General features: G+C 68.3%; 21 protein-coding genes. 1 reads left to right on the top strand and 20 read right to left on the bottom strand.

The genetic code is table 11. The features are described 5' to 3' along the window. Positions 1–13 precede the first annotated feature (13 nt). The 8 genes from D9601_RS15005 to D9601_RS14970 form a co-directional block, all read right to left on the bottom strand. The gene (locus D9601_RS15005; protein WP_198354830.1) at positions 14–754 is read right to left on the bottom strand and encodes a DUF4230 domain-containing protein; all 741 of its coding nucleotides are present in this window, start codon (positions 752–754) and stop codon (positions 14–16) included. Continuing rightward, a complete protein-coding gene (locus D9601_RS15000; RefSeq protein WP_198354829.1) occupies positions 736–1,596 on the bottom strand; it encodes an MBL fold metallo-hydrolase in 861 nt (286 codons plus the stop codon). The genes D9601_RS15005 and D9601_RS15000 overlap by 19 nt, the downstream gene beginning before the upstream one ends. Before the next feature lie 77 nt (positions 1,597–1,673). After that, positions 1,674–3,248 carry a M56 family metallopeptidase gene (locus D9601_RS14995; protein WP_198354828.1) on the bottom strand — a complete coding sequence of 525 codons (1,575 nt, stop codon included), beginning with the start codon at positions 3,246–3,248 and terminating at the stop codon, positions 1,674–1,676. Next, positions 3,245–3,613, bottom strand: a complete 369-nt coding sequence (locus tag D9601_RS14990) for a BlaI/MecI/CopY family transcriptional regulator (RefSeq protein WP_198354827.1) — start codon at positions 3,611–3,613, stop codon at positions 3,245–3,247. Before D9601_RS14990 ends, D9601_RS14995 begins: the two co-directional genes overlap by 4 nt. A gap of 299 nt (positions 3,614–3,912) precedes the next feature. Further along, on the bottom strand, positions 3,913–5,169 hold the full coding sequence (locus tag D9601_RS14985) for a glycosyltransferase (RefSeq protein ID WP_198354826.1): 1,257 nt from the start codon (positions 5,167–5,169) through the stop codon (positions 3,913–3,915). Positions 5,170–5,200: 31 nt separating this feature from the next. Continuing rightward, complete coding sequence (gene grxD, locus D9601_RS14980; RefSeq protein ID WP_198354825.1) at positions 5,201–5,512, bottom strand: Grx4 family monothiol glutaredoxin; 312 nt, start codon at positions 5,510–5,512, stop codon at positions 5,201–5,203. 11 nt (positions 5,513–5,523) lie between these two features. Continuing rightward, entirely contained in the window at positions 5,524–5,754 is a 231-nt protein-coding gene (locus tag D9601_RS14975) for a BolA family protein (protein WP_198354824.1), read from the bottom strand. Positions 5,755–5,761: 7 nt separating this feature from the next. Then, a complete protein-coding gene (locus tag D9601_RS14970; protein ID WP_198354823.1) occupies positions 5,762–6,085 on the bottom strand; it encodes a DUF1476 domain-containing protein in 324 nt (107 codons plus the stop codon). Between the two features lie 170 nt (positions 6,086–6,255). On the opposite strand from D9601_RS14970, the gene D9601_RS14965 reads away from it, so the two are divergent. After that, positions 6,256–6,396 carry a hypothetical protein gene (locus tag D9601_RS14965; RefSeq protein ID WP_198354822.1) on the top strand — a complete coding sequence of 47 codons (141 nt, stop codon included), beginning with the start codon at positions 6,256–6,258 and terminating at the stop codon, positions 6,394–6,396. Positions 6,397–6,399: 3 nt separating this feature from the next. On the opposite strand, the gene D9601_RS14960 is transcribed toward D9601_RS14965, so the two are convergent. From D9601_RS14960 to D9601_RS14905, 12 genes are all read right to left on the bottom strand, one after another. Then, entirely contained in the window at positions 6,400–7,404 is a 1,005-nt protein-coding gene (locus D9601_RS14960; RefSeq protein ID WP_198354821.1) for an NADPH:quinone oxidoreductase family protein, read from the bottom strand. After that, positions 7,367–7,996 (bottom strand): 3-isopropylmalate dehydratase small subunit, encoded by a 630-nt coding sequence (gene leuD / locus D9601_RS14955; RefSeq protein ID WP_198354820.1) that lies wholly within the window; start codon positions 7,994–7,996, stop codon positions 7,367–7,369. Before leuD ends, D9601_RS14960 begins: the two co-directional genes overlap by 38 nt. A gap of 114 nt (positions 7,997–8,110) precedes the next feature. Next, a complete protein-coding gene (gene leuC, locus D9601_RS14950) occupies positions 8,111–9,550 on the bottom strand; it encodes a 3-isopropylmalate dehydratase large subunit (RefSeq protein WP_198354819.1) in 1,440 nt (479 codons plus the stop codon). A 55-nt stretch (positions 9,551–9,605) separates the two neighbouring features. Then, the gene (locus D9601_RS14945; RefSeq protein WP_232474238.1) at positions 9,606–11,111 is read right to left on the bottom strand and encodes a S41 family peptidase; all 1,506 of its coding nucleotides are present in this window, start codon (positions 11,109–11,111) and stop codon (positions 9,606–9,608) included. A gap of 131 nt (positions 11,112–11,242) precedes the next feature. Further along, positions 11,243–11,929, bottom strand: a complete 687-nt coding sequence (locus D9601_RS14940) for a glutathione S-transferase family protein (protein ID WP_198354818.1) — start codon at positions 11,927–11,929, stop codon at positions 11,243–11,245. After that, a complete protein-coding gene (locus D9601_RS14935) occupies positions 11,926–12,561 on the bottom strand; it encodes a CoA transferase subunit B (RefSeq protein ID WP_198354817.1) in 636 nt (211 codons plus the stop codon). The genes D9601_RS14940 and D9601_RS14935 overlap by 4 nt, the downstream gene beginning before the upstream one ends. Before the next feature lies 1 nt (position 12,562). Beyond that, positions 12,563–13,519 carry an HAD family acid phosphatase gene (locus D9601_RS14930; RefSeq protein WP_198354816.1) on the bottom strand — a complete coding sequence of 319 codons (957 nt, stop codon included), beginning with the start codon at positions 13,517–13,519 and terminating at the stop codon, positions 12,563–12,565. Then, complete coding sequence (locus tag D9601_RS14925) at positions 13,516–14,223, bottom strand: CoA transferase subunit A (RefSeq protein ID WP_198354815.1); 708 nt, start codon at positions 14,221–14,223, stop codon at positions 13,516–13,518. The genes D9601_RS14930 and D9601_RS14925 overlap by 4 nt, the downstream gene beginning before the upstream one ends. Before the next feature lie 215 nt (positions 14,224–14,438). Continuing rightward, positions 14,439–17,096 carry a pyruvate, phosphate dikinase gene (gene ppdK, locus D9601_RS14920; RefSeq protein ID WP_198354814.1) on the bottom strand — a complete coding sequence of 886 codons (2,658 nt, stop codon included), beginning with the start codon at positions 17,094–17,096 and terminating at the stop codon, positions 14,439–14,441. A gap of 87 nt (positions 17,097–17,183) precedes the next feature. Beyond that, complete coding sequence (gene glyS, locus D9601_RS14915) at positions 17,184–19,580, bottom strand: glycine--tRNA ligase subunit beta (protein ID WP_198354813.1); 2,397 nt, start codon at positions 19,578–19,580, stop codon at positions 17,184–17,186. A 7-nt stretch (positions 19,581–19,587) separates the two neighbouring features. Then, positions 19,588–20,100, bottom strand: coding sequence for an endonuclease domain-containing protein (locus tag D9601_RS14910; protein ID WP_198354812.1), 513 nt, complete (start codon positions 20,098–20,100; stop codon positions 19,588–19,590). Next, positions 20,061–20,930, bottom strand: a complete 870-nt coding sequence (locus D9601_RS14905; RefSeq protein WP_198354811.1) for a glycine--tRNA ligase subunit alpha — start codon at positions 20,928–20,930, stop codon at positions 20,061–20,063. Before D9601_RS14905 ends, D9601_RS14910 begins: the two co-directional genes overlap by 40 nt. Between the last annotated feature and the right edge of the window lie 110 nt (positions 20,931–21,040).

Below are 21,040 nucleotides of genomic sequence, written 5' to 3'. Positions count from 1 at the left end.
GGGATCAAGCGGATTAGCGCTGGTTCCCGAGCACTTCCTCCAGCGAACGCGTCGTGTCCCAGCGTTCCGGCGTTGCATCCGGCTCGTCGGCGAAATGCACGTCGACGTTGGCATCGAGCCCGGCGGCGCGCAGCGGCATCGCGAAGCTGCGCTCGATGGCGTGGCGGGTCGCGTCGCGGGCCAGTTTCATCGGCGTTGCGTCCCGTGCTTGGCGCAACAGTTCGGCTTGGCCGGCGCGGCGATTTGCCGCCTCCAGCCGCTGGTCGACATCGGTGATATGGGACAAGAGGCCGCCCGAGCCATATTCCCGAATGGCGGCGAGATCGACCTGCGGGCCGTCGATCTCAAGCGACGGCAGGCGAACGGACAGCAGCTTGCGAGTGGCGTCCCAGCGGACGTCGCGTTGACTGAGCTTGCCGAGATCGACCTCATAGCGGACCATACCCGGCATGATCAGCGTTCTCTCGCTGGACAGGCCGAGCTGCGACTGGCGCGAGGTGACGACGGCGACGTAGCGGGCGGCGAAGGCGGACAGGCGATTCTGTTCGCGCAACCCTTCAAGGCTGGCGCTGGCGATCGTCGTCGGATCGGGCGACAGGCGCGAGGCGACATAGCGCTGGACGCCCCACAATGCGAGCAGCCCGGCAAGGACGAGCAGCACCAAAAAGCCGGCGGCCTTCGCCAGGAACGCGGTGACCGAACCCCGCGGACGCGCGACCGACTGGGGTAAAGGGTTCAGATCTTGCTGCGCCATCCGGTCGCCTCCTCCTCGATCAGGCCGCGTGCGGCGAGGTCGTAGCAATGCGCGAGCGTCGAGCGTTCCGCGGCTCCGATCAGCCGGGGGTCGAGACCGGCGTACATCTGCGCCACCATCTGCGGCAGCGTCATGATCGTGCCGTCGCGGAGCAGGCGCAGGATCTGCCCCTCGCGCTGCTTGCGGTGACCGAGCATGCCGCGGACCAGACGCTGGGGCCGCTCGATCGCCTCGCCATGGCCGGGGTAATAGATACGGTCGTCCCGGCTCAGCAACTTGTCGAGGCTGGCCATATAGGCACCCATGTCGCCGTCGGGTGGCGAGACGACGCTGGTGGCCCAGCCCATGACATGGTCGCCGGAGAACAGCGCCTGCGTCTCCGCCAGCGCGAAGGCGAGATGATTGGACGTGTGGCCCGGTGTCGCCAAGGCGCTCAGCGTCCAGCCGTCGCCGGTCACCCGGTCACCCTCGGTCAGCACGCGGTCGGGGGCATAATCGGCATCGAAGGCCGCGTCGTGGCGCGGGTCGCCGCCACCATGATGATGCGGAGCCGCGCCCATGATGGGAGCGCCGGTGGCGCAGGCGAGCGGGCGGCTGGCCGGGCTATGGTCGCGATGGTGGTGGGTGATCAGGATGGCACGGACCGGGCGATCGCCAATCACCGCGAGCAAGGCCGCGACATGGGCGGCATCGTCCGGGCCGGGGTCGATGATCGCGACATCCCGAATACCCACCAGATGTGTCTGTGTACCGGTGAAGGTATAGGCAGACGGGTTGGGCGCGAGCACGCGGGTGACAAGCGGCTCGAGCTGGATCGGGATACCGGTCGGATGCTCGGCCATTGGGTCGGATGTGGCGGCAAGCGTCCCGCCGCGCAAGGGGGATGCCCTCCCATCGATGCGGGAGGGCATGGATCGCATCAATCGGCGCTGCGCATTTCCGACTGCATTTCGCGGATGGCGCCGTCGATCTCGGCGAGCGCCTCCTGCCGGTCCTTGGCGGACATGTCGACATTGGCGGCGAGCGAGGCGCGCGTCGCGTTCAGCGACTGCATGGCGGTGGCCATGGCAGACACCTTGATACGTTGGGCGTCCACTGCGCTAATCGCGGCCTTGCGCGCTGCGGCTTGAATCCGGTTGACGCAAATCACGGTGACGCGACCGTCGCGACGTTGCTCCGTGTAGCTCGTCCGACCGTTGCCGCCGGTCGAGCAGTTGCGGGATTCGATCAACGGCATCGGCGGCAGGGGCGGGGCCGGCGGCGCGACCACCGCGGGCCCCTGGTTCATCGCCAGGGCCGGCGGCGGCGGCGGCAATTGTCGCGCATCCTGGTCGGCATAGGCATCGGCGGCCGCCCCCTCATAGGTCGCCGCCCGGCCATTCTTCACGATCGTCACGCGTGTGCGATGGGCCTTGGCTGGCGCCGGAGGAATGGCAGGCGCGGCGGGAGCCGCGGCTGCCGCAGGTGGCGCAGGCGGCGCAGGCGGCACGGCCTGCAGGTCGACGCCCACCGCGGCCCCGACCTTGGTGCTGATCGCCTTGGCGGCACTGGTACCCGAGGCGGTGAGGCCGAGGCCGGTGACCATCAGGGTGGTAACAAGGGCACCACCCGCGGCAAGGCGGCGACGCGAGCGTGGCGAAGTGGTCAGCATCCGGAGTCTCCCTTTCAGATCGTCGATGGTATGAAGGTGGCAGGCGGCCGATACCGCCCCGCCGTGCGCGGCCTTGAGGATGGCGCAGGCGTAGGTGTGGCGGTCGATGGCGGAGCGGCCGGCAAGGACGCGTGCGTCATTGGCCAGTTCCTGGTCGGCGCGGAACGCGCGGAAGGCGCGCCAGGCGACGGGATTGAACCAGTGCAGCGCAAGCACGGCGAGCGCGATCCAATTGGCGACGAGATCGCCGCGCTGGTGGTGGCCGATCTCGTGCTCCAGCGCGAGCGCGCGTTCGTCGTCGTCGTAACGGTCCGAGAAGTCGAGCGGAAAGGCGACGTAACGGCGCATCACCCCGAAGGCGAGCGGACCGGGCGCGGCCGGGCTGGCGATGACGCGGACGCCGCGGAGATGTTCGACCGCCGCGGCGCTGGTCAGCATCCGTCGGCAGAAGCGGGCGTGGCGCGTCATGTGCCAGACGAGGAAGCCTGCGGCACCGATCGCCCACAGCACGGCCAGCGTCGCCGCGATCGCCGGCAGCAGCGACGTCACCATATCGGTCGCGGAGACGGCGGCGGCCGGGGTGGGAGCCGCTGCCGTGGGGTCGACGACGAAGACGGTGATCGTCTCGCTCGCCCGGCTGAGCGGCGTCGCGGCCGCCTGGCGCAGGCCGGCCGGCAGCGGCGGCAGGACGAGGCGCAGCACGGGCAAGGCCCAGAGCGCATAGGCGACCTGCGGCCCGAAGGCCCGGCGCACCGGCGCGCGCAGCAGCAGGACGAGGGCCATGAGCAGCGTCGAGGCGATCAGCGCCTCGATCGCCCAGGCGGCGAGCCCGGCGCCGGTCATTGCTTCAGATCCTTGAGCAGCGCCTCGATCTCGGCGATGTCCTGGGCGGTCAATTCGTCGCGCTCGGCGAGGTGCGCGACCAGCGGGGTCAGCCGGCCACCGAACAGCCGGTCGATCAACCGCCGCGATTCGCCGGACACATAGTCGCTCCGCGCCACCAGCGGCCGGTACAGGTAGCGGCGGCCATCCTCCTCATGCGCGATCGCGCTCTTGGCGAGCAAGCGGCCCAGCAACGTCTTGACCGTGTTGACGCTCCAGGCGCGCGCCGGATCGACGCGCTCGGCCACGTCCTGCGCGGTGAGTGGCGACTCGTCCCAGAGCACCTCCATCACCGCATGTTCGGCATCGCTGATCCGTTCGGCCATGACTCGCTCTCCGATGAACTACAACTGTAGTCTCACCGATTACGAGCGTAGTCAAGCGTCGAGTTCCACCGCCCTACTGGCCGGCGGGAGGTGCAGGGCCGCTGTCCCTATCGCAATGTCGAGCTTCTTTACACCGTATCGCGGGATTTCGGCGCCGTTAACCGCTGTAAGATCGCGTTTGCGTCCTTGATCGAGGCTGGCACGCGGCCTGCATCGTCAGAGGCAGCCGAGCGCTCGTCGCTTCAGCAGGGTGGGTGGCCGCCGCTTTCCGGTATCCAGGCCCCCACCCGCACCCGGCATCATGCTTGCGCCAGCACCGGCTCCGATATCGGCACGCCGACCCGCTGCGCCGCTTCCGCCAACGCCTTCGGATAGATGGTCCCGAACAACCGCCCGAAGGTTGCGCGCCAGCTGAAATGCCGTTCGACATGCGCCCGCGCCGCGACGCTCATCCCCGCAAGATCACCATGCCAGATCGCCTGCACATTCGCCGCCATCGCCGCGACGTCATCGACCGGGCCAAGCCGGCCGAGCTCCGGCGGCACCCGCGCGGGCATCGCACCGCTGGCAACGCCGACGACGGGCAGACCGGCCGCCTGCGCCTCGATCACCGAGATACCGAAGGTCTCATCCGCCATCGCCGAGACGTAGATATCCGCCGAGGCGAGCATTCGCGCCAGCGCGGCGCGATCCGTTTCGAAGCCGGCGAAAGCGATCGGCAGGTCCGCAGCCTGGGTCGCCAGCCGGGCGCGCAGCTTCCCGTCGCCGATCATCAACAGCGCGGCACCCAACTCCCGCGGCAGCTGCCGCATCATCCGTACCAGGCGATCGGCACGCTTTTCATTATCGATCCGCCCAGCATAGACGAGTAGCGGCCCCTCGCCCGGCAGGCCGAACGCCTGGCGCAGCTGCGGATCGCGCATCCGCGGGTGGAACAAGTCGGTGTCGACGCCGAGCGGCAGCACGTCGGTCCTGGTGATGCCGCGGCGGCGTAAGGTTTCGCGGGCTTCCTGCCCCAAGGTGTAGACCGCATCGAATTCGCGATAGGTCATCTCGGTGTAGCCGAGGCTGAGCCAGTAGAAGATCCGCCCGAACGGGCCGAACAGGTCGCGCGCCACCCGATCGACATGCGCATTGGGAAAGTCGGTGCGATAGCCGGCGACGAGGGCCGTCTCGGGAAAGGCCCGCCGGTGCTGGATCGCGGTCCACGGCAGAACCCAGGGGCACAGGGATTCGATGACGTCGGGCCGGTATTCGGCGAGCAACTGCCGTACGGCGCGCGTACGCAGGATGAAGCGGTAATTCGGGCTGCCCCGCACCGGATCCGCCGCCACTTCGGCGAAGATATGACGGCCATTGACCGTGATCCGATCCTCGGCACCCGGCACGATCTGCAGCAGATGGTGCGGGGTGCGGGTCAGCACATAGTCGCGCTTCTCGCGCAGATAGGTGCTGATCCCGCCGCCGCCGGCCGGCGAATAGCTTTGGGTCAGATCGCAAACCAGCAAGGGCCGCGTGCCAGGCGCGCGGCGAAAGCTGTCGTTCTGAAAAAGCATGTACCATGTCTCCCGTCGACCGGGAGACGCGTCACGCCTTCAACAGTTCCGCAAGCTCGCCGCTCTCGTACATCTCCATCATGATGTCCGAGCCGCCGACAAATTCGCCCTTAACATAGAGTTGCGGGATGGTCGGCCAGTCGGAATAGCCCTTGATGCCCTGACGGATCGCCTGATCCTGCAACACGTCGACGCTTTCATATTGCGCGCCGAGATGGTCGAGGATCGCCACGGCGCGGCTGGAAAAGCCGCATTGCGGGAACAGCGGCGTGCCCTTCATGAACAGCACCACGGGATTGGCCTTCACCACGGCATCGATGCGGGCATTGGTATCGTCGGTCATATCGATCATCCTCAAGCCGCGGCCGTCTTCAGCTGCAGCGCATGCAATTCCCCGCCCATCCGGTCTCCCAGGGCGGCATAAACGGCCTGATGCTGACGGCGCAGCGGCAGGCCGGCGAAGCTCGCCGACACGACCCGTGCGGCATAATGATCGCCATCACCGGCGAGATCGGTGATCTCGACCTCGGCATCGGGAATGGCCGCCTTGATCAGGGCGGCGATGTCGTCGGCAGCCATCGGCATCAGCGGCTCACTCCGGCTGCATCAGCTGACGACGCGCCTCGACCGTTTTCTCGTCGAGCGCACGGCGGACGGAGGCTTCGTCCGTGTCGACGCCGGCCGCGGTGAGGTCGCCGAACAGCTTGCGGACGACATCCTCGTCCCCCGCCTCTTCGAAATCCGCCTGTACCACCGCCTTGGCATAGGCATCCGTCTCGGCCGGCGTCAGATCCATCTGCGACGCCGCCCACTGACCGAGCAGGCGATTGCGCCGGGCCGTGATGCGGAACGCCATTTCCTCGTCACGCGCGAACTTGGCTTCTTCGGCACGCCCCCGATCTTCGAACATGGCCATCGCGTCAAACCCCCGAACTGTCGTCGTCGCGCTTCACATAGGAACAGCCGGCATCCGGCGCAACGCGCCGCTGCCGTGCATGTCCGAGCGAGGAACAAAGCGGGTAACTCAAGCGATGGTAGGTTTATACCGCACCGTGAGTGCGGAGAGACTAAAGTTAGGAGAGAATCATGACCCCCGCCGTCGTCGCACGCGGCACCCACGCTCCCATTCGCCACAGGCCGACACCGATGATGGGTATCGTGCTGGGCGTGCTCATCTCCCTGATTCTTTGGGCGCTGATCGCCGCCGCGGTTCTGGCGATCGTCTGAGCGTCACCCCTCGTCGAGGGTCACGACCAGCTTGCCGATGGCCTGACGCGAGGCCATCGCCGCGATCGCCTCGCCGCCGCGAGCCAGCGGATAGGTCTGCGTCACCCGCGGGGTGATCCGCCCGTCCTGCCACAGCCGCATCAGCGTTGCGACATGCGCCTGGTTGGCCTGCGGATCGCGGGCGGCGAAGGCGCCCCAGAAAACGCCGCAGACGTCGCAGCTTTTCAGCAGCGTGAGGTTGAGCGGCAGGCGCGGGATGCCGGCCGGGAAGCCGACGACGAGATAGCGCCCCTCCCAGCCGATCGCGCGCAGGGCGGGTTCCGCATAGTCGCCGCCGACCGGATCGTAGATGACGTCGAAGCCGGCCCGCCCGCCAGCCGCCTTGAACTGCTCCGCCAGCGCCTTGGAGGCATCCTTGTCGAACGGCGCGCGCCCGTAGACGATCGTCTCGTCCGCACCCGCGGCGCTGGCCGCGGCGGCCTTTTCCTCGGACGACACGGCGGCGACGACGCGCGCGCCAAAGGCCTTGCCGAGCTCGATCGCGGCGAGGCCGACCCCGCCCGCGGCGCCGAGCACGAGCAGCGACTGGCCCGCGGCGAGCCGACCGCGATCGAGCAAGGCGTGGATGGTCGTGGCATAGGTCAGCAGCAACGCCGCACCCTGCGCGAAATCGCGGTCGTCCGGCAATCGCGTCAGCCGTGCGGCCTCGACGACCACATGGGTGGCGAGACCGCCATGGCCGATCACCGCCATCACCCGGTCGCCAATCGCCCAACCGTCGACGCCCGGGCCGACGCCGACGATCGTACCGGCGATCTCGCCGCCCGGCGCGAACGGGCGCGGCGGCTTGAACTGATATTTGTCCTCGATGATCAGGACGTCGGGATAGTTGATGGCGCAGGCCCGGATGGCGACCACAACTTGCCCCGGCCCGGCCGCCGGATCGGGCAGCTCGGCCAGTTCCAGAGTTTCAGGTCCGCCCGGCGCCCTCGACAGCAATGCTCGCATATCCGCTCCTATCCTCGATCCAGGGGCGATGTTCGCGCATCATCCCCTCGAATTTCGAAATCGCGGTATCTTCTGCCAGCGTCATGCCGATCTCGTCCAGCCCTTCCATGAGACAGCGGCGGCGAAACGGATCGAGGTGGAAATCGAAACGGTCCTGATAGGGGGTGGTGACGGTCATCGTCTCGAGATCGACGGTGACCGGCTGATCCTCCGCCACGACCAGCAGCCGGTCGATGGCCTCCTGCGGCAAGACCACGGGGATGATGCCGTTCTTGAAGGCGTTGCCCGAGAAGATGTCGGAGAAGCTCGGCGCGATCACCGCGCGCACGCCCATGTCGGCCAGCGCCCAGGCGGCATGTTCACGGCTGGACCCGCAGCCGAAATTGTCGCCGGCGATCAGGATCGGCGCGCCGGCATAGCGTGGGTCGTCGAACACGTTGCCCGGTTGCGCCCGCACCGTCTCGAACGCGCCGCGTCCCAGGCCGGCGCGGGTGATGGTCTTCAGCCAATGCGCCGGGATGATGACGTCGGTGTCGATATTCTTGGCACCCCAGGGATAGGCGGTGCCGCTGACGGCGGTGACAGGCTGCACGGGAGGCTCCGGATCAGTGCGGCGTCTTGATCGGCACGGGCGTGCGTGCGCCTGCGTAATAAGCCGCGGCGCCGCTGAATACGGCGCCCAGAACCAGCATCACCAGGACCTTCTTCACGCTCTGTCTCCCATCAGATCTCGTACGTCGGCCAGTCGGCCGGTCACCGCGGCGGCAGCGGCCATTGCCGGCGACAACAGGTGGGTGCGCGCCCCGGGTCCCTGACGGCCAACGAAATTTCGGTTGGAGGTGGAGGCGCAGCGTTCGCCGGCCGGTACCTTGTCCGGGTTCATCGCCAGACACATGGAACAGCCGGGCTCGCGCCAGTCGAAGCCGGCGGACACGAAGATGCGGTCCAATCCCTCTGCTTCCGCCTGACGCTTGACCAGGCCGGAGCCGGGCACGACCATCGCGTGCACGCCGTCGGCGACACGCCGGCCATTGGCGACCGCCGCGGCGGCGCGCAGATCCTCGATCCGGCTGTTGGTGCAGCTGCCGATGAAGACATGCTGGATCGCCACGTCCTGCATCGCCGTGCCCGGCGCCAGCCCCATGTAATCGAGGCTCGCCTGCGCCGCGGCGCGCTTGGCGGGATCGGCGAAGCTGTCGGGGGCCGGAACCGTGCCGGTGATCGGCACGACATCCTCCGGGCTGGTGCCCCAGGTCAGCGCTGGGGCGATGTCGGTGGCGTCGAGGCGGACGCTCTTGTCGTAGCGCGCGGCCGGATCGGACGCGAGCGTCCGCCACCAGGCGACGGCGCGATCCCATTCGGCGCCGGACGGCGCCATCGGCCGCCCCTTGAGATAGGCGAAGGTCGTGTCGTCCGGGGCGACCAGGCCGGCCCGCGCGCCGCCCTCGATCGACATGTTGGCGAGTGTCATCCGCCCCTCGATCGACATGTCGCGGACGACGTCGCCGGTATATTCGAAGACGTGGCCGGTGCCGCCCGCCGCGCCGACCCGGCCCATGATCGCCAGGATCACGTCCTTGGGGCTGACGCCGAAGCCCAATGTGCCGTCGACGCGCACCTCCATCGTCTTCGACGGGCTGAGCAGCAGCGTCTGGGTGGCGAGCACATGCTCCACCTCGCTGGTGCCGATGCCGAAGGCGAGCGCGCCGAGCGCGCCATGGGTCGAGGTGTGGCTGTCGCCGCACACCAGGGTCGTGCCCGGCAGGGTGAAGCCGAGCTCCGGCCCGACGACATGGACGATGCCCTGCTCCGCGGCGGTCGCATCGATATAGTCGATGCCGAATTCGGCGGTGTTGCGGCGCAGGGCGTCGAGCTGCTGCGCGCTTTCCGGATCGGCGATCGGGATCGGCCGCCCCTGCGCATCGACGCGTGGCGTCGTCGGCAGATTGTGATCCGGCACCGCCAGGGTCAATTCGGGCCGCCGTACGCGCCGGCCGCTGACCCGCAGTCCCTCGAACGCCTGCGGGCTCGTCACCTCATGGACAAGGTGGCGATCGATGTAGATGAGGCAGGTGCCGTCGTCGCGCCGCTCCACGACGTGGGCGGCCCAGATCTTCTCGTACAGGGTCAGGGGTCGGGATGCCATGATGTCGCCGCGTTAACCGAAAGATGCGCACAGGCCAAGCGCGACATACGATTCATTACCCGTTCCGGCGTCCATTCAGCGTCGCAATCCATCGTTCCAGCGCGGCGGTGTCGCGCATATCGCCATCATAGCGATACCGCGGCACCTGCGGTACGTTCGACCCGCGGGCACGGCCGCGATAGACCTTCATCGGGATGCCGACCTCCGCGATGCCGCTGGGCAGCGGATATTCGCCAATGTCCATGTAGAGCGTGTCGGCGCTGGTCTCCTGACCGACCTGGATGGCGCCGAGCTTGGTCCAGAGATCGACCGCGTCGAGGCAGGCGGAGGCACAGGCGGCATCGGTCAGCACGTAGATGGGCGGGATTCGCGCCGCGACGGGTGCGGCCGACGGCGGTACGGCGACGGGAGCGGCATCCGCTGGTTCGCGCCAGAGCGGCTGTCCCGCCGCGATGGCGGCGGACAGGCCCGCCGATATGCGCCGCGCCCAGGCCAGCGATTCCGCCGACGCGTCCGGCGACTTGCTCCACTGGTCGCGATAATGTTCGATCGTCGCCAGATTGTCCCGCGACGCCCGCCATTCGACATAGGTCCTGTCGTCATCGGCCGCCGCTACCGCCGCGTCGCCCCACAGCAGCTTGGCGATGTCATAGGACCATTGCGATGATCCGCCGCCATTGCCGCGGACGTCGAGCACGATGGCGGGGGCGGCGAGCAGGGCCGCATGTTGATCGCGCATGCCTGCGATCATCGGCCGCAGCGCCTTGCCCGCCGGCCCGTCGGGATCGCCATCGAAGGAGGTCATGCCGAACCAGCGCGTCCCGTCTGCCAACGCCCGTGCCCCGATCCAACCGGGCTGCCGATAGCTGGTCTGATCGAGCCGGGCGGACCATTCCGGATCGACCAGCGGCCGCCAGGCCAGCGACACGGTCCGGGCCTGCCCTGCCACGGCGAAGGTACAGCGCGTCGGGCGTGCGATGAACGGATTGGCGCTGTCGATGAACAGGCGCCCCGCCCGCGATCGCCGCGTCGCGAGCAGCGACCAGCGCCCGACGAAGGCGCCGACGTTGCGGGCGAGCAACGGATCGGCTGCCACGCCGTCGCAGGCCACCAACTCGGCGCCAAGCGGCACCGGGGCATCGTCGGTTCGGGTCATCACCACCTGCCGCCCGCGCGCGTCGAGGCCGGTCAGAAAGCCCGGCCACTGCGCCGTCAGCATCGGCGAGCCCTTCAGGGTGGAGAACTGCACATGGCCATCGTCGAAACTCGCGACATAGCCGCGCATCGTCCAGAAATAGCCGGCATAGTCGCGAACCTGCGCGGCACGCCGCTGCGCGAGCGCCAGAGCGGCGCCTTCGCGGGCGTTGAACGGCGGATCGAGCGGATTGACCGGCCCGGCATGATCGGCCTGGATGAGGGCGTGGAAGGCCTGCAGGTCATGGCGTGTCGCCGCCGCCCAATCCCGCGCCGCGACCGGCGCCGATGGCGCTTCCACGGGCGCCGATCCTGCTGGTGCGGACTGCCACATCGCCGCACCGATCATCATCGCCGTCCCGATCATTCCATCCCCCATCCTATCCGCTCAACTGAAGGATCGCACGGCTGCAGCGAGAGTAGAAATGGCTGGCGGATCAGCAGGTTGGGATGAAGCTCCGCAGAACCACTGCCCGATAACGGACAGGTGGACGCTAATCAGCCGAGGCGATGGTCGGCGATGATTCGTCCGCAGCGGGCGAGCTCCGCCTCATGCTCCTGCTCGCGCCATTCCTCCGACAATGCGGCGCGCTCCCAGGCCTGCATTGCCGGGTGCGACAGGATCGTTTCGACCCAGCGTGCTCCCGCCACCCCGACCTCGATGGCATAGGTACGCACGCGAAAGGCGACCGGCGCGAAGAAGGCGTCGACGGCGGTGAAATCGCCACCGGCCAGCCACGGCCCACCGAATCGGGCCAGCCCTTCGGCCCACAGCTCCGCGAGGCGCGCGACATCGCGAGCCAGCGCCGGCGAGCCCGGCGCGGCGTCGGCGCGCACACCGACGTTCATCGTCCGCTCGCTGCGCAGCGCCGCGAAGCCGCCATGCATTTCGGCCACGGCGCACATCGCCCAAGCCCGCGCCGCCTCGTCCGTCGGCCGCACCCCGGCATGACGCTCCGCCAGATACAGCGCGATGCCGAGTGAATCCCAGACGGTGCGATCGCCATCGATCAGCACCGGCACCTGCCCGGTCGGCGAGAAGGCGCGGAAGGCCTCGTAATTGTCAGCCTGCGTGAACGGCTCGATCCGGTCGTCGAACGGAATGCCGAGCGCGGTCATCAGCAGCCACGGGCGCAGCGACCAGCTCGAGTAATTCCGGTTGGCGGTGACGAGCGTGTAGCTCACGCGTCGTAGGCCGCCGTGGTTTTGGCGGCGACCTCGTCGGCGGTGACGCCCGGCGCCAGCTCGACCAGCCTGAAGCGGGACTGGTGGTCGGGGCGCTGGAACACCGCCAGGTCGGTGACGATCATGTCGACGACGTTCTTGCCGGTCAGCGGCAGCGTGCAGGACGGGATGAACTTGGGGCTGCCGTCCTTGGCATTGTGGTCCATCACGACGATGATCTTCTTGACCCCGGCGACCAGGTCCATCGCGCCGCCCATGCCCTTGATCATCTTGCCCGGGATCATCCAGTTGGCGATGTCGCCGCCCTCGCTCACCTCCATCGCGCCGAGCACGGTCAGGTCGATATGCCCGCCGCGGATCATCGCGAAGCTCTGCTCGCTGCCGAAATAGGCGCTCTGCGGCAGTTCGCTGATCGTCTGCTTGCCGGCGTTGATCAGGTCGGGATCGACCTCGTCGTCATAGGGGAACGGGCCGATGCCGAGCATGCCGTTCTCGCTCTGCAGCGTCACCGTAATGCCCGCGGGAATGTTGTTGGCGACCAGCGTCGGAATGCCGATCCCCAGGTTCACATAATAGCCGTCGCGCAATTCCTGCGCCGCGCGCGCCGCCATCTGGTTGCGATCCCAGCTCATCTCACTTTGCTCCTTGGCCGGGATCGACCCAGCGTTTGTCGGCGGGAAAGACGTCGGCGGCGCTGCCCTTCAGCGCGCTGCCGTAGACGGGGTTGGGCAGCACGAACCAGCCATTGCCCCACAGGTCGGCGATCGCCCCGCTATCGGTCACGCGCCGCCGCTCCGCGGAGGACGGAATGGCGTTGAACAGGTCACTGAAGTCGCCGAGCTGGTCACCCGCCATCGCGACCACGCAATAACGCGCGGCGATCGCGGTGCGGCGCGCATCCTTGCCGCTCGGCCCGTCGCGCAGGAACAGATCGCTGCCGGGCGTGAAGTCGCCCAGCCCCGCCGCCTTGAGCGCCGCCGCGGTGCCCGCCACGGTCGCCGTGGCGCGGTTGCTGTTGATAACCACGGTGATGCCCGCCGCGCGCAAGGCGGCAAAGGCTTCCACGGCTCCGGGAACAGGAGCGACGGCCCGCTGCCCGGTGCGTTCCCAGCGCGTCCATTGTGCGGCATCGAAGGGCGCGGCGGGATCGCGCGCCGCCAGCGCCTCGACGCCGAGGTTGAGGATCACCGTCTCGTCGGCGTCGAAGACCGCGGCACGCGGCTTGCCCGCGCAGGGCAGCCATTGCGGCGCTACCAGCGTCGCCCCCGGCCGCAGCACGACGCTGTCGCCGCCGGCGCGGCGATAGGTCGCGTAATTGACCAGCGCACGATAGGCCTGGCGGCTCAGCGCCGCGGCTTCACCCGAACCGTAGAGGAACTGGAATTGCGGCGGCACCGACGCCGCTGCGCCCGCGACCGCTGCATTGCTATCGGGCGGCGGCAGGCTCTTCAGACCGACGATCCGGACCGTCTGGCCGTCCGCCACATAGGTCTGCCCGGGACGGGGGAGCGTCGCGGTCGCCGGCCGGCGCGCGGCGCATCCGGCGAGCAACGTCGCACCGAGCAAGGCGCAGGCAAGGGAGCGGGTCACGCGGCCTCGCGCGGCCGGGTGGTCCGGAATTCGATCTTCTTGTCGTAGGGGGCGCCGACGATCATCCGCTTCACGTAGATGCCGGGCAGATGGATGTGGTCGGGATCGAGGCTGCCGACCGGCACCACCTCTTCCACCTCTGCGACGCAGATCCGGCCCGCGGTCGCCATCGGCTGGTTGAAGTTGCGCGCGGTCTTGCGGAAGATCAGGTTGCCGCTCTCGTCCGCCTTCCAACCCTTGATGATCGACAGGTCAGCGCGGATGCCGCGTTCGAGGATGTAATCCTCGCCGTCGAAGCTCTTCACCTCCTTGCCCTCGGCGACGAGGGTGCCGACGCCGGTCTTGGTGTAGAAGCCGGGAATACCGGCACCGCCGGCGCGGCAACGCTCGGCGAGCGTGCCCTGCGGACAGAATTCCACCTCGAGCTCGCCGGCGAGATACTGGCGTTCGAATTCCTTGTTCTCGCCGACGTAGCTCGAGATCATCTTCTTCACCTGACGGCTGCGCAGCAGCTTGCCGAGGCCCTCGCCGTCGATGCCGGCATTGTTGCTGGCGATGGTCAGATCCTTGACGCCAGCGGTCTGGATCGCGTCGATCAGCCGTTCCGGGATGCCGCATAGGCCAAAGCCGCCGGCGCAGATCGTCATGCCGTCGTGCAGCAGTCCGTCGAGCGCCGCCGCAGCATCGGGGTAGAGCTTGTTCATCGGCCGGGACTCTCCTGTGTTTGAGGCGGGATTAGCGAGGCGGCGGCGGCCGGGTCAAGAACCTGAACGGTGGTTCAACTTGGTGCCAGACCGCCCTCTCGCCCCCCGCACGTCATTCCCGCGCAGGCGGGGATCCAGACTGGCTGGCCGAGCGACTCTTTCAGCAGCCTCGGCGGTTCTGGATCCCCGCCTGCGCGGGGATGACGGGGTTCGGTTTACTTCCGCAACGCTGCCTGCGCCGCCGCCAGCCGCGCGATCGGCACGCGATAGGGCGAGGCAGAGACGTAGCTCAGCCCCACCGCCTCGCAGAAGGCGATGCTCGCCGGATCGCCGCCATGCTCGCCGCAGATGCCGAGCTTGATGTCGGGCCGGGTCGCACGGCCGCGCTCCGCCGCCAGCTTGACCAGCTCGCCGACGCCCTCGACGTCGAGGCTGACGAACGGATCCTTGGCGTAGATGCCCTTCTCGACATAGGCGCCCAGGAAGCGCGCCGCATCGTCGCGGCTGACCCCCAACGTCGTCTGGGTCAGGTCGTTGGTGCCGAACGAGAAGAACTCGCCCGTCTCGGCGATCTCGCCGGCCTTGAGTGCGGCACGGGGCAGCTCGATCATCGTGCCGACCAGATAGTCGACCTTGCTGCCGCGCTCGGCGAAGACCGTCTCCGCCGCCTTGTCGACCACGGCCTTCATCAGGTCGAGCTCGCGCTTGGTGGCGACCAGCGGGATCATGATCTCGGGCACGGGCGCCTCGCCCTTCGCCGCGACGTCGAGCGCCGCCTCGAAGATCGCGCGCGCCTGCATCTCGTAGATCTCCGGATAGGTGACGCCGAGGCGGCAGCCGCGATGCCCGAGCATCGGGTTGAATTCGTGCAGCTCGTTGGCGCGGCGCTTCAGCGTCTCGACGTCGACGCTCGCCGCCGCCGCGACCTCGGCGAACTCCGCCTCCTCGTGCGGCAGGAATTCGTGCAGCGGCGGATCAAGCAGGCGCACCGTCACCGGCAGGCCGGCCATGACCTCGAAGATTTCGGTGAAATCGCTGCGCTGCGCCGGCAGCAGGCGGTCAAGTGCAGCGCGGCGACCAGCCTCGTCCGAGGCGAGGATCATCTGGCGCACCGCGGTGATGCGGTCGGCGTCGAAGAACATATGTTCGGTGCGGCACAGGCCGACCCCTTCCGCGCCGAAGTCGCGTGCGGTCCGGCAGTCGGCCGGCGTCTCGGCATTGGCGCGCACCTTCAGCCGGCGCACCCCGTCCGCCCATTCCATCAGCGTGCCGAAGTCGCCGGCCAGTTCCGGCTGCACGGTCGCGACCGCGCCTGCCATCACCTCGCCGCTGGCGCCGTCGATGGTCAGCGTATCGCCCTCGCCCAGCGTCCGGTCGCCGACGCGCAGCACCTTGTCCTTGGCCGAGATCAACAGGCCGCCGGCGCCCGAGACGCAGGGGCGGCCCATGCCGCGCGCGACCACCGCGGCGTGGCTGGTCATGCCGCCGCGCGCGGTCAGGATGCCCTTGGCGGCGTGCATGCCGTGGATGTCCTCCGGGCTGGTCTCGACGCGGACGAGGATCACGGCCTCGCCGGCAGCCGCCCGCTTTTCCGCGGTATCGGCATCGAAGACGATCCGGCCCGACGCCGCGCCGGGGCTGGCGGGCAGGCCCTTGGCAATGACGTCGCGCGGTGCCTTCGGGTCGAGCGTCGGGTGGAGCAGCTGGTCGAGCGCCATCGGATCGACCCGCGCCACCGCCTCCTCGCGGCTGATCAGCCCCTCATTGGCCATGTCGACCGCGATCTTCAGCGCCGCCTTGGCGGTGCGCTTGCCCGAACGGGTCTGGAGCATCCAGAGCTTGGCCTTCTCGACCGTGAACTCGATGTCCTGCATGTCGCGATAATGGGTCTCGAGCCGGTCGAACACCGCCGCCAGCTCGGCATAGACCTCGGGCATCGCCTCTTCCATCGAGGCGGGCTTGGCGCCGGCCTCCTCGCGCGCGACGCGGGTGAGATATTGCGGCGTGCGGATGCCGGCGACGACGTCCTCGCCCTGCGCGTTGATCAGAAATTCGCCATAATAGGCACGATCGCCCTTGGCGGGATCGCGGGTGAAGGCGACGCCGGTCGCGCTGGTGTCACCCATGTTGCCGAACACCATCGCCTGGACGTTGACCGCGGTGCCCCAGTCGCCGGGGATGTCGTTGAGGCGGCGGTAGACCTTCGCCCGCTCCGACTGCCACGATCCGAACACCGCGCCGACCGCGCCCCACAGCTGGTCGTGCACGTCCTGCGGGAAGGGCTTGCCCCATTGCTGCTCGACCAGGCCCTTATATTCCGCGACCAGGGCGCGCAGGTCGTCGGCGCTGAGCTCGGTGTCGAGCGTATAGCCGTTGTCCTCCTTGGCGATCTCCAGCGCCTCCTCGAAGGCGCCATGGTCGAGCTCCAGCACGACGTCGGCGTACATCTGGATGAAGCGGCGATAGCTGTCCCAGGCAAAGCGCGCATCGTCCGCCGCCGCCGCCAGCCCCTCGACGGTCGCATCGTTGAGGCCGAGGTTGAGGACCGTGTCCATCATCCCGGGCATCGACACGCGCGCGCCCGAGCGGACCGAGACCAGCAAGGGATTGGCCGGGTCGCCGAAGCGCTTGCCGGTGACCCCCTCGATATGGGCGATGCCGTTGGCGACCTCGTCGCGCAGCGAGTCGGGGAAGCGCTCCCCCTCCTCGTAATAGCGCGTGCACATCGCGGTGCTGATCGTGAAGCCCGGCGGCACCGGCAGGCCGATCGACGCCATTTCCGCCAGATTGGCGCCCTTCCCGCCCAACAGGTTCTTGTCTCCCTTGCCGCCGTCGGAGACGCCGCCGCCGAAACGGAACACATATTGGGTCATCGCTGGTCCTTCAGTTCGATACACATTGCCCCGGGGAGGAAGGCGGTGTCGGAAGGTCTCAAAAGTCGCACTACATGACGCGCGCCATTATCCCTCGATCTTCGAGAAATCGGCGACGGCATGAACTGCGGCGCGAACGCGGGCGAGCAGCGCGAGCCGGGCGGCGCGCTTGTCCAGATCGGAATCGTTGACGGTCACACTGTCAAAGAACGCGTCAATCGGCGCACGCAACGAGGCGAGTGCCGCCATCGCACGCTCGAAATCCTCGTCCGCCACTGCGGCCGAAGCGGCGGGCTCGGCCGAATCGAGCGCGGCGACCAGGTCAGCTTCTGCCGTTTCGGGCGTGTAGGACAGTGGTTTCGGCGCGGCCTCGGTATCGGCGGCGTAGCCTTCCTTCTTCAGGATGTTGGCGGCGCGCTTATAGCCGGCGAGCAGATTGGCGCCGTCCTCGGTGGCGACGAACGCCTGGAGCGCCCGCACCCGCGCGAGCAGCCGGACGAGATCGTCCTCGCCGCCGAGCGCGAACACCGCGTCAATCAGGTCGTGGCGGACGCCGGCTTCGCGCTGCTGCACCTTGAGCCGATCGGCGAAGAAGGCGAGCAGCTGTGCCGGCGTCTCACGGATGCGATCGCCGCCAGCTTGCAGGAAGTGGAAGACCTTTTCCGTCTCCGGCTTCAGCACGATCTCGAAATCGCCCAGCGCGTCGGCCATCTGCACCATGCGCCGGTCGAACTCGTCTTGGGGCAGGCTACGGTCGGGGGCGATCCGCTTCACCGTGTCGAGATAGACGGCGTAGTTCGGATCGATCTGCGCGGTGCGTTCGAGGACGCCGAGCACGACATTGGTTACCGCGACGCGGAACGCCTGCAGCATCGGCGCGCGCAGCTGCGACCGCTCGATCAGCAGGATCACGCCGAGGGCGGCGCGGCGCAACGCGAACGGATCCTTCGATCCGGTCGGCAATTCGCCGATCGCGAAGAAGGACGCGAGCGTGTCGAGCTTATCGGCGAGGCTCACCGCCACCGTCACCGGCGCGGTCGGCACGTCGTCGCCCTGCCCGACCGGTTTGTAATGGTCGCGGACCGCGTCGGCGACCGCCTGCGGCTCGCCCTGCGCGGCGGCATAATAGCCGCCCATCAGGCCCTGCAATTCCGGGAACTCGCCGACCATGCCGGTGACGAGGTCCGCCTTGGCAAGGCGCGCGGCGCGCTCCGCCATGTCGGCGAGCGACACTCTATCCTCCCCGGCACGGGGAGGGGGACCGCCAGCCGCAGGCTGGTGGTGGAGGGGGGTTTCCGCATGCGACACCGCTGGTGGAGCTCCCCCTCCACCAGCTTCGCTGGTCCCCCTCCCCGTACCGGGGAGGATTATACCCTCTTCCACCAGCCACCGTGCCAGTTTGGCGACGCGGTCGACCTTGTCCGCCACCGTCCCCAGCTTCTCGTGGAAGACGATGTTCGACAGCTTCTGCGCCTGCTCTTCCAGCGGCGTCTTGCGGTCGGTGTCGTAGAAGAAGCGGGCGTCGGACAGGCGCGCGGCGAGCACCTTGCGGTTGCCCTCGACGATCTTGGCGCCGCCGTCGCTCGCCTCGATATTGGCGGTGCAGACAAAGGCGTCGGCGAGCGCGCCCGACGCATCGCGGCAGACGAAATACTTCTGGTTGACGCGGGCGGTGAGCTGGATCACCTCCGGCGGCACGCTGAGGAAGTCGGCATCGAAGCGGCCGAGCAGCGGCACCGGCCATTCGGTGAGGCCCGCATTTTCCGCGACCAGCCCCTCGTCCTCGACCAGGGTCCGCCCGGCCTCCGCGGCGAGCGCCTTGGCCCGGTCGCGGATCAGCGCGCGCCGTTCGTCCTGATCGACGATGACATGGCAGGCGCGCAGCTTCTCGACATAGTCCGCCGCCGAACCGATGGTGATCGGGCCGCTGTGGTGAAAACGGTGGCCGAGCGTCGCCGCACCGCTGGCGACGCCGGCGATCTCGACCGGGACGATGTCCTCACCGAGCAGCGCGACGATGCCGTGCAGCGGGCGCACCCAGCGCAGCGATTCGGTCGACGCGGACGCGGCACCCCAGCGCATCGACTTGGGCCAGGGGAAGGCGCGGACGATCGCCGGGATCGCCTCCGCCAGCACCGCGGCGCTGGCGCGACCGGGCTTTTCGGTGATCGCGTAGAACACGCCATCACGCTCGGTGAGCTGTTCGCGGGTGAGGCCGGTCTTGCGCAGGAAGCCGGCGAGCGCCTGTTCGGGCGCATTGGCCTTGGGGCCCTTCAGCTCCTCGGACACCGCCTCAGTCTGCAAGGGCAGTCCCCGCGCGATCAGCGCGAGACGACGCGGGGTGGCATAGGTCACGATGTTGCCCGCGGCGAGGCCGGCCTTGCCCAGCTCCGCGACGAACAGACGCGCGAGGTCCTCACGCGCCTTGTCCTGCATGCGCGCGGGAATTTCCTCGGAGCGGAGTTCGAGCAGGAAGTCGGTCATAATCTTCTCAATCCTCCCCGGCACGGGGAGGGGGACCGCCAGCCGCAGGCTGGTGGTGGAGGGGGCTTGCGGCAAAGGCTGCGACGGCTTCGGCCGCTGCATCGACGTCACGCAGCACCTCGGTGGCCGAGACGTGGAGGATCCGATAACCGTTCCCAATCAGGAAGGCGTCGCGTTGGGCGTCATGGGCGGGCCGGCTGCCACGATTGTGAGTCTCACCATCGACCTCCACGATCGTGCGCGTCGCACTGCAATAGAAATCCGCAACATAGGAGCCGACAGGATGCTGCTTGCGGAACTTGATGCCCGCCTGTTGCCCCTTGAGCCTTTGCCACAGCAGGACTTCGGGCAGGCTCATATCGCGGCGAAGCTGGCGGGCGAGCGCCGTTTCTGGGCGGAGCGATTGCGGCGAGCCCCCTCCACCATCGCGCTGCGCGCGACGGTCCCCCTCCCCGTGCCGGGGAGGATTAGCGGGGCCAGTCACGCCGCCCACCCGTTCTTCTCCATCCAAGCGCCGCATGCGCCCTTGGCGAGATCGCGGACGCGGCCGATGTACGCCTGGCGTTCCGCCACCGAGATGACGCCGCGCGCCTGAAGCAGGTTAAAGGTGTGGCTGGCCTTGATCGCCTGTTCGTAAGCGGGGATCGGCAGGCCGGCAGCGAGGCTGTTCTCGCACTCGGCCGCGGCCTTGCGGAAGGCATCGAACAAGGTCGCGGTGTCCGCCACCTCGAAATTCCACTTGGACATCTGGCGCTCGTTCTCGAGGAACACGTCGCCGTAGCTGACGCCGGCATCGTTGAAGCGCAGGTCGTAGACGTTGTCGACGTCCTGAATGTACATCGCGAGCCGTTCGAGCCCGTAGGTCAGCTCGCCCGCCACGGGCTTCATGTCGAAGCCGCCCATCTGCTGGAAATAGGTGAACTGCGTCACCTCCATGCCGTCGCACCACACTTCCCAGCCGAGGCCCCACGCGCCGAGTGTCGGGCTTTCCCAATCGTCCTCGACGAAACGGATATCGTGGCGCGTCATGTCGACGCCGATCGCGGCGAGGCTGCCAAGGTAGAGATCCTGCAGATCGGGCGGGCTCGGCTTCAGGATCACCTGATATTGATAATAATGCTGCAGCCGGTTCGGGTTCTCGCCGTAGCGGCCGTCGGTCGGCCGGCGGCACGGCTGGACGAAGGCGGCGTTCCACGTGTCGGGGCCGAGCGCGCGCAGCGTCGTCGCCGGGTGAAAGGTGCCCGCGCCCATCTCCATGTCGTACGGCTGGAGGATCACGCAGCCCCGGTCGCTCCAATAGTCATGGAGCGTCAGGATCATCTTCTGGAAGGAAAGCGGTGTGGCGGCCATCGGGGGCAGGCTTTGGCCGATGCCCGCGCCTTCCGCAAGGGGCCGACCTGTCCCGATGTCAGGCACCCGCAGCAAAATGTCAGGGGTTGTTGACATTGTCGCGAGTCGCT

The sequence above is a fragment of the Sphingomonas sp. MA1305 genome, assembly GCF_016107325.1.
Classification (GTDB): Bacteria; Pseudomonadota; Alphaproteobacteria; order Sphingomonadales; family Sphingomonadaceae; genus Sphingomonas.
Note: the sequence above shows the minus strand (reverse complement) of the source record. Positions and strands in the feature narration are given on the sequence as shown.

What these genes read in the sequence shown, in the direction of transcription:
- D9601_RS15005 (WP_198354830.1), bottom strand. Translation starts at nt 754, where the DNA reads ATGGCGCAGCAAGATCTGAACCCTTTACCCCAGTCGGTCGCGCGTCCG.
- D9601_RS15000 (WP_198354829.1), bottom strand. Translation starts at nt 1,596, where the DNA reads ATGGCCGAGCATCCGACCGGTATCCCGATCCAGCTCGAGCCGCTTGTC.
- D9601_RS14995 (WP_198354828.1), bottom strand. Translation starts at nt 3,248, where the DNA reads ATGACCGGCGCCGGGCTCGCCGCCTGGGCGATCGAGGCGCTGATCGCC.
- D9601_RS14990 (WP_198354827.1), bottom strand. Translation starts at nt 3,613, where the DNA reads ATGGCCGAACGGATCAGCGATGCCGAACATGCGGTGATGGAGGTGCTC.
- D9601_RS14985 (WP_198354826.1), bottom strand. Translation starts at nt 5,169, where the DNA reads ATGCTTTTTCAGAACGACAGCTTTCGCCGCGCGCCTGGCACGCGGCCC.
- grxD (WP_198354825.1), bottom strand. Translation starts at nt 5,512, where the DNA reads ATGACCGACGATACCAATGCCCGCATCGATGCCGTGGTGAAGGCCAAT.
- D9601_RS14975 (WP_198354824.1), bottom strand. Translation starts at nt 5,754, where the DNA reads ATGCCGATGGCTGCCGACGACATCGCCGCCCTGATCAAGGCGGCCATT.
- D9601_RS14970 (WP_198354823.1), bottom strand. Translation starts at nt 6,085, where the DNA reads ATGGCCATGTTCGAAGATCGGGGGCGTGCCGAAGAAGCCAAGTTCGCG.
- D9601_RS14965 (WP_198354822.1), top strand. Translation starts at nt 6,256, where the DNA reads ATGACCCCCGCCGTCGTCGCACGCGGCACCCACGCTCCCATTCGCCAC.
- D9601_RS14960 (WP_198354821.1), bottom strand. Translation starts at nt 7,404, where the DNA reads ATGCGAGCATTGCTGTCGAGGGCGCCGGGCGGACCTGAAACTCTGGAA.
- leuC (WP_198354819.1), bottom strand. Translation starts at nt 9,550, where the DNA reads ATGGCATCCCGACCCCTGACCCTGTACGAGAAGATCTGGGCCGCCCAC.
- D9601_RS14945 (WP_232474238.1), bottom strand. Translation starts at nt 11,111, where the DNA reads ATGATCGGGACGGCGATGATGATCGGTGCGGCGATGTGGCAGTCCGCA.
- D9601_RS14935 (WP_198354817.1), bottom strand. Translation starts at nt 12,561, where the DNA reads ATGAGCTGGGATCGCAACCAGATGGCGGCGCGCGCGGCGCAGGAATTG.
- D9601_RS14925 (WP_198354815.1), bottom strand. Translation starts at nt 14,223, where the DNA reads ATGAACAAGCTCTACCCCGATGCTGCGGCGGCGCTCGACGGACTGCTG.
- ppdK (WP_198354814.1), bottom strand. Translation starts at nt 17,096, where the DNA reads ATGACCCAATATGTGTTCCGTTTCGGCGGCGGCGTCTCCGACGGCGGC.
- glyS (WP_198354813.1), bottom strand. Translation starts at nt 19,580, where the DNA reads ATGACCGACTTCCTGCTCGAACTCCGCTCCGAGGAAATTCCCGCGCGC.
- D9601_RS14910 (WP_198354812.1), bottom strand. Translation starts at nt 20,100, where the DNA reads ATGCGGCGCTTGGATGGAGAAGAACGGGTGGGCGGCGTGACTGGCCCC.
- D9601_RS14905 (WP_198354811.1), bottom strand. Translation starts at nt 20,930, where the DNA reads ATGGCCGCCACACCGCTTTCCTTCCAGAAGATGATCCTGACGCTCCAT.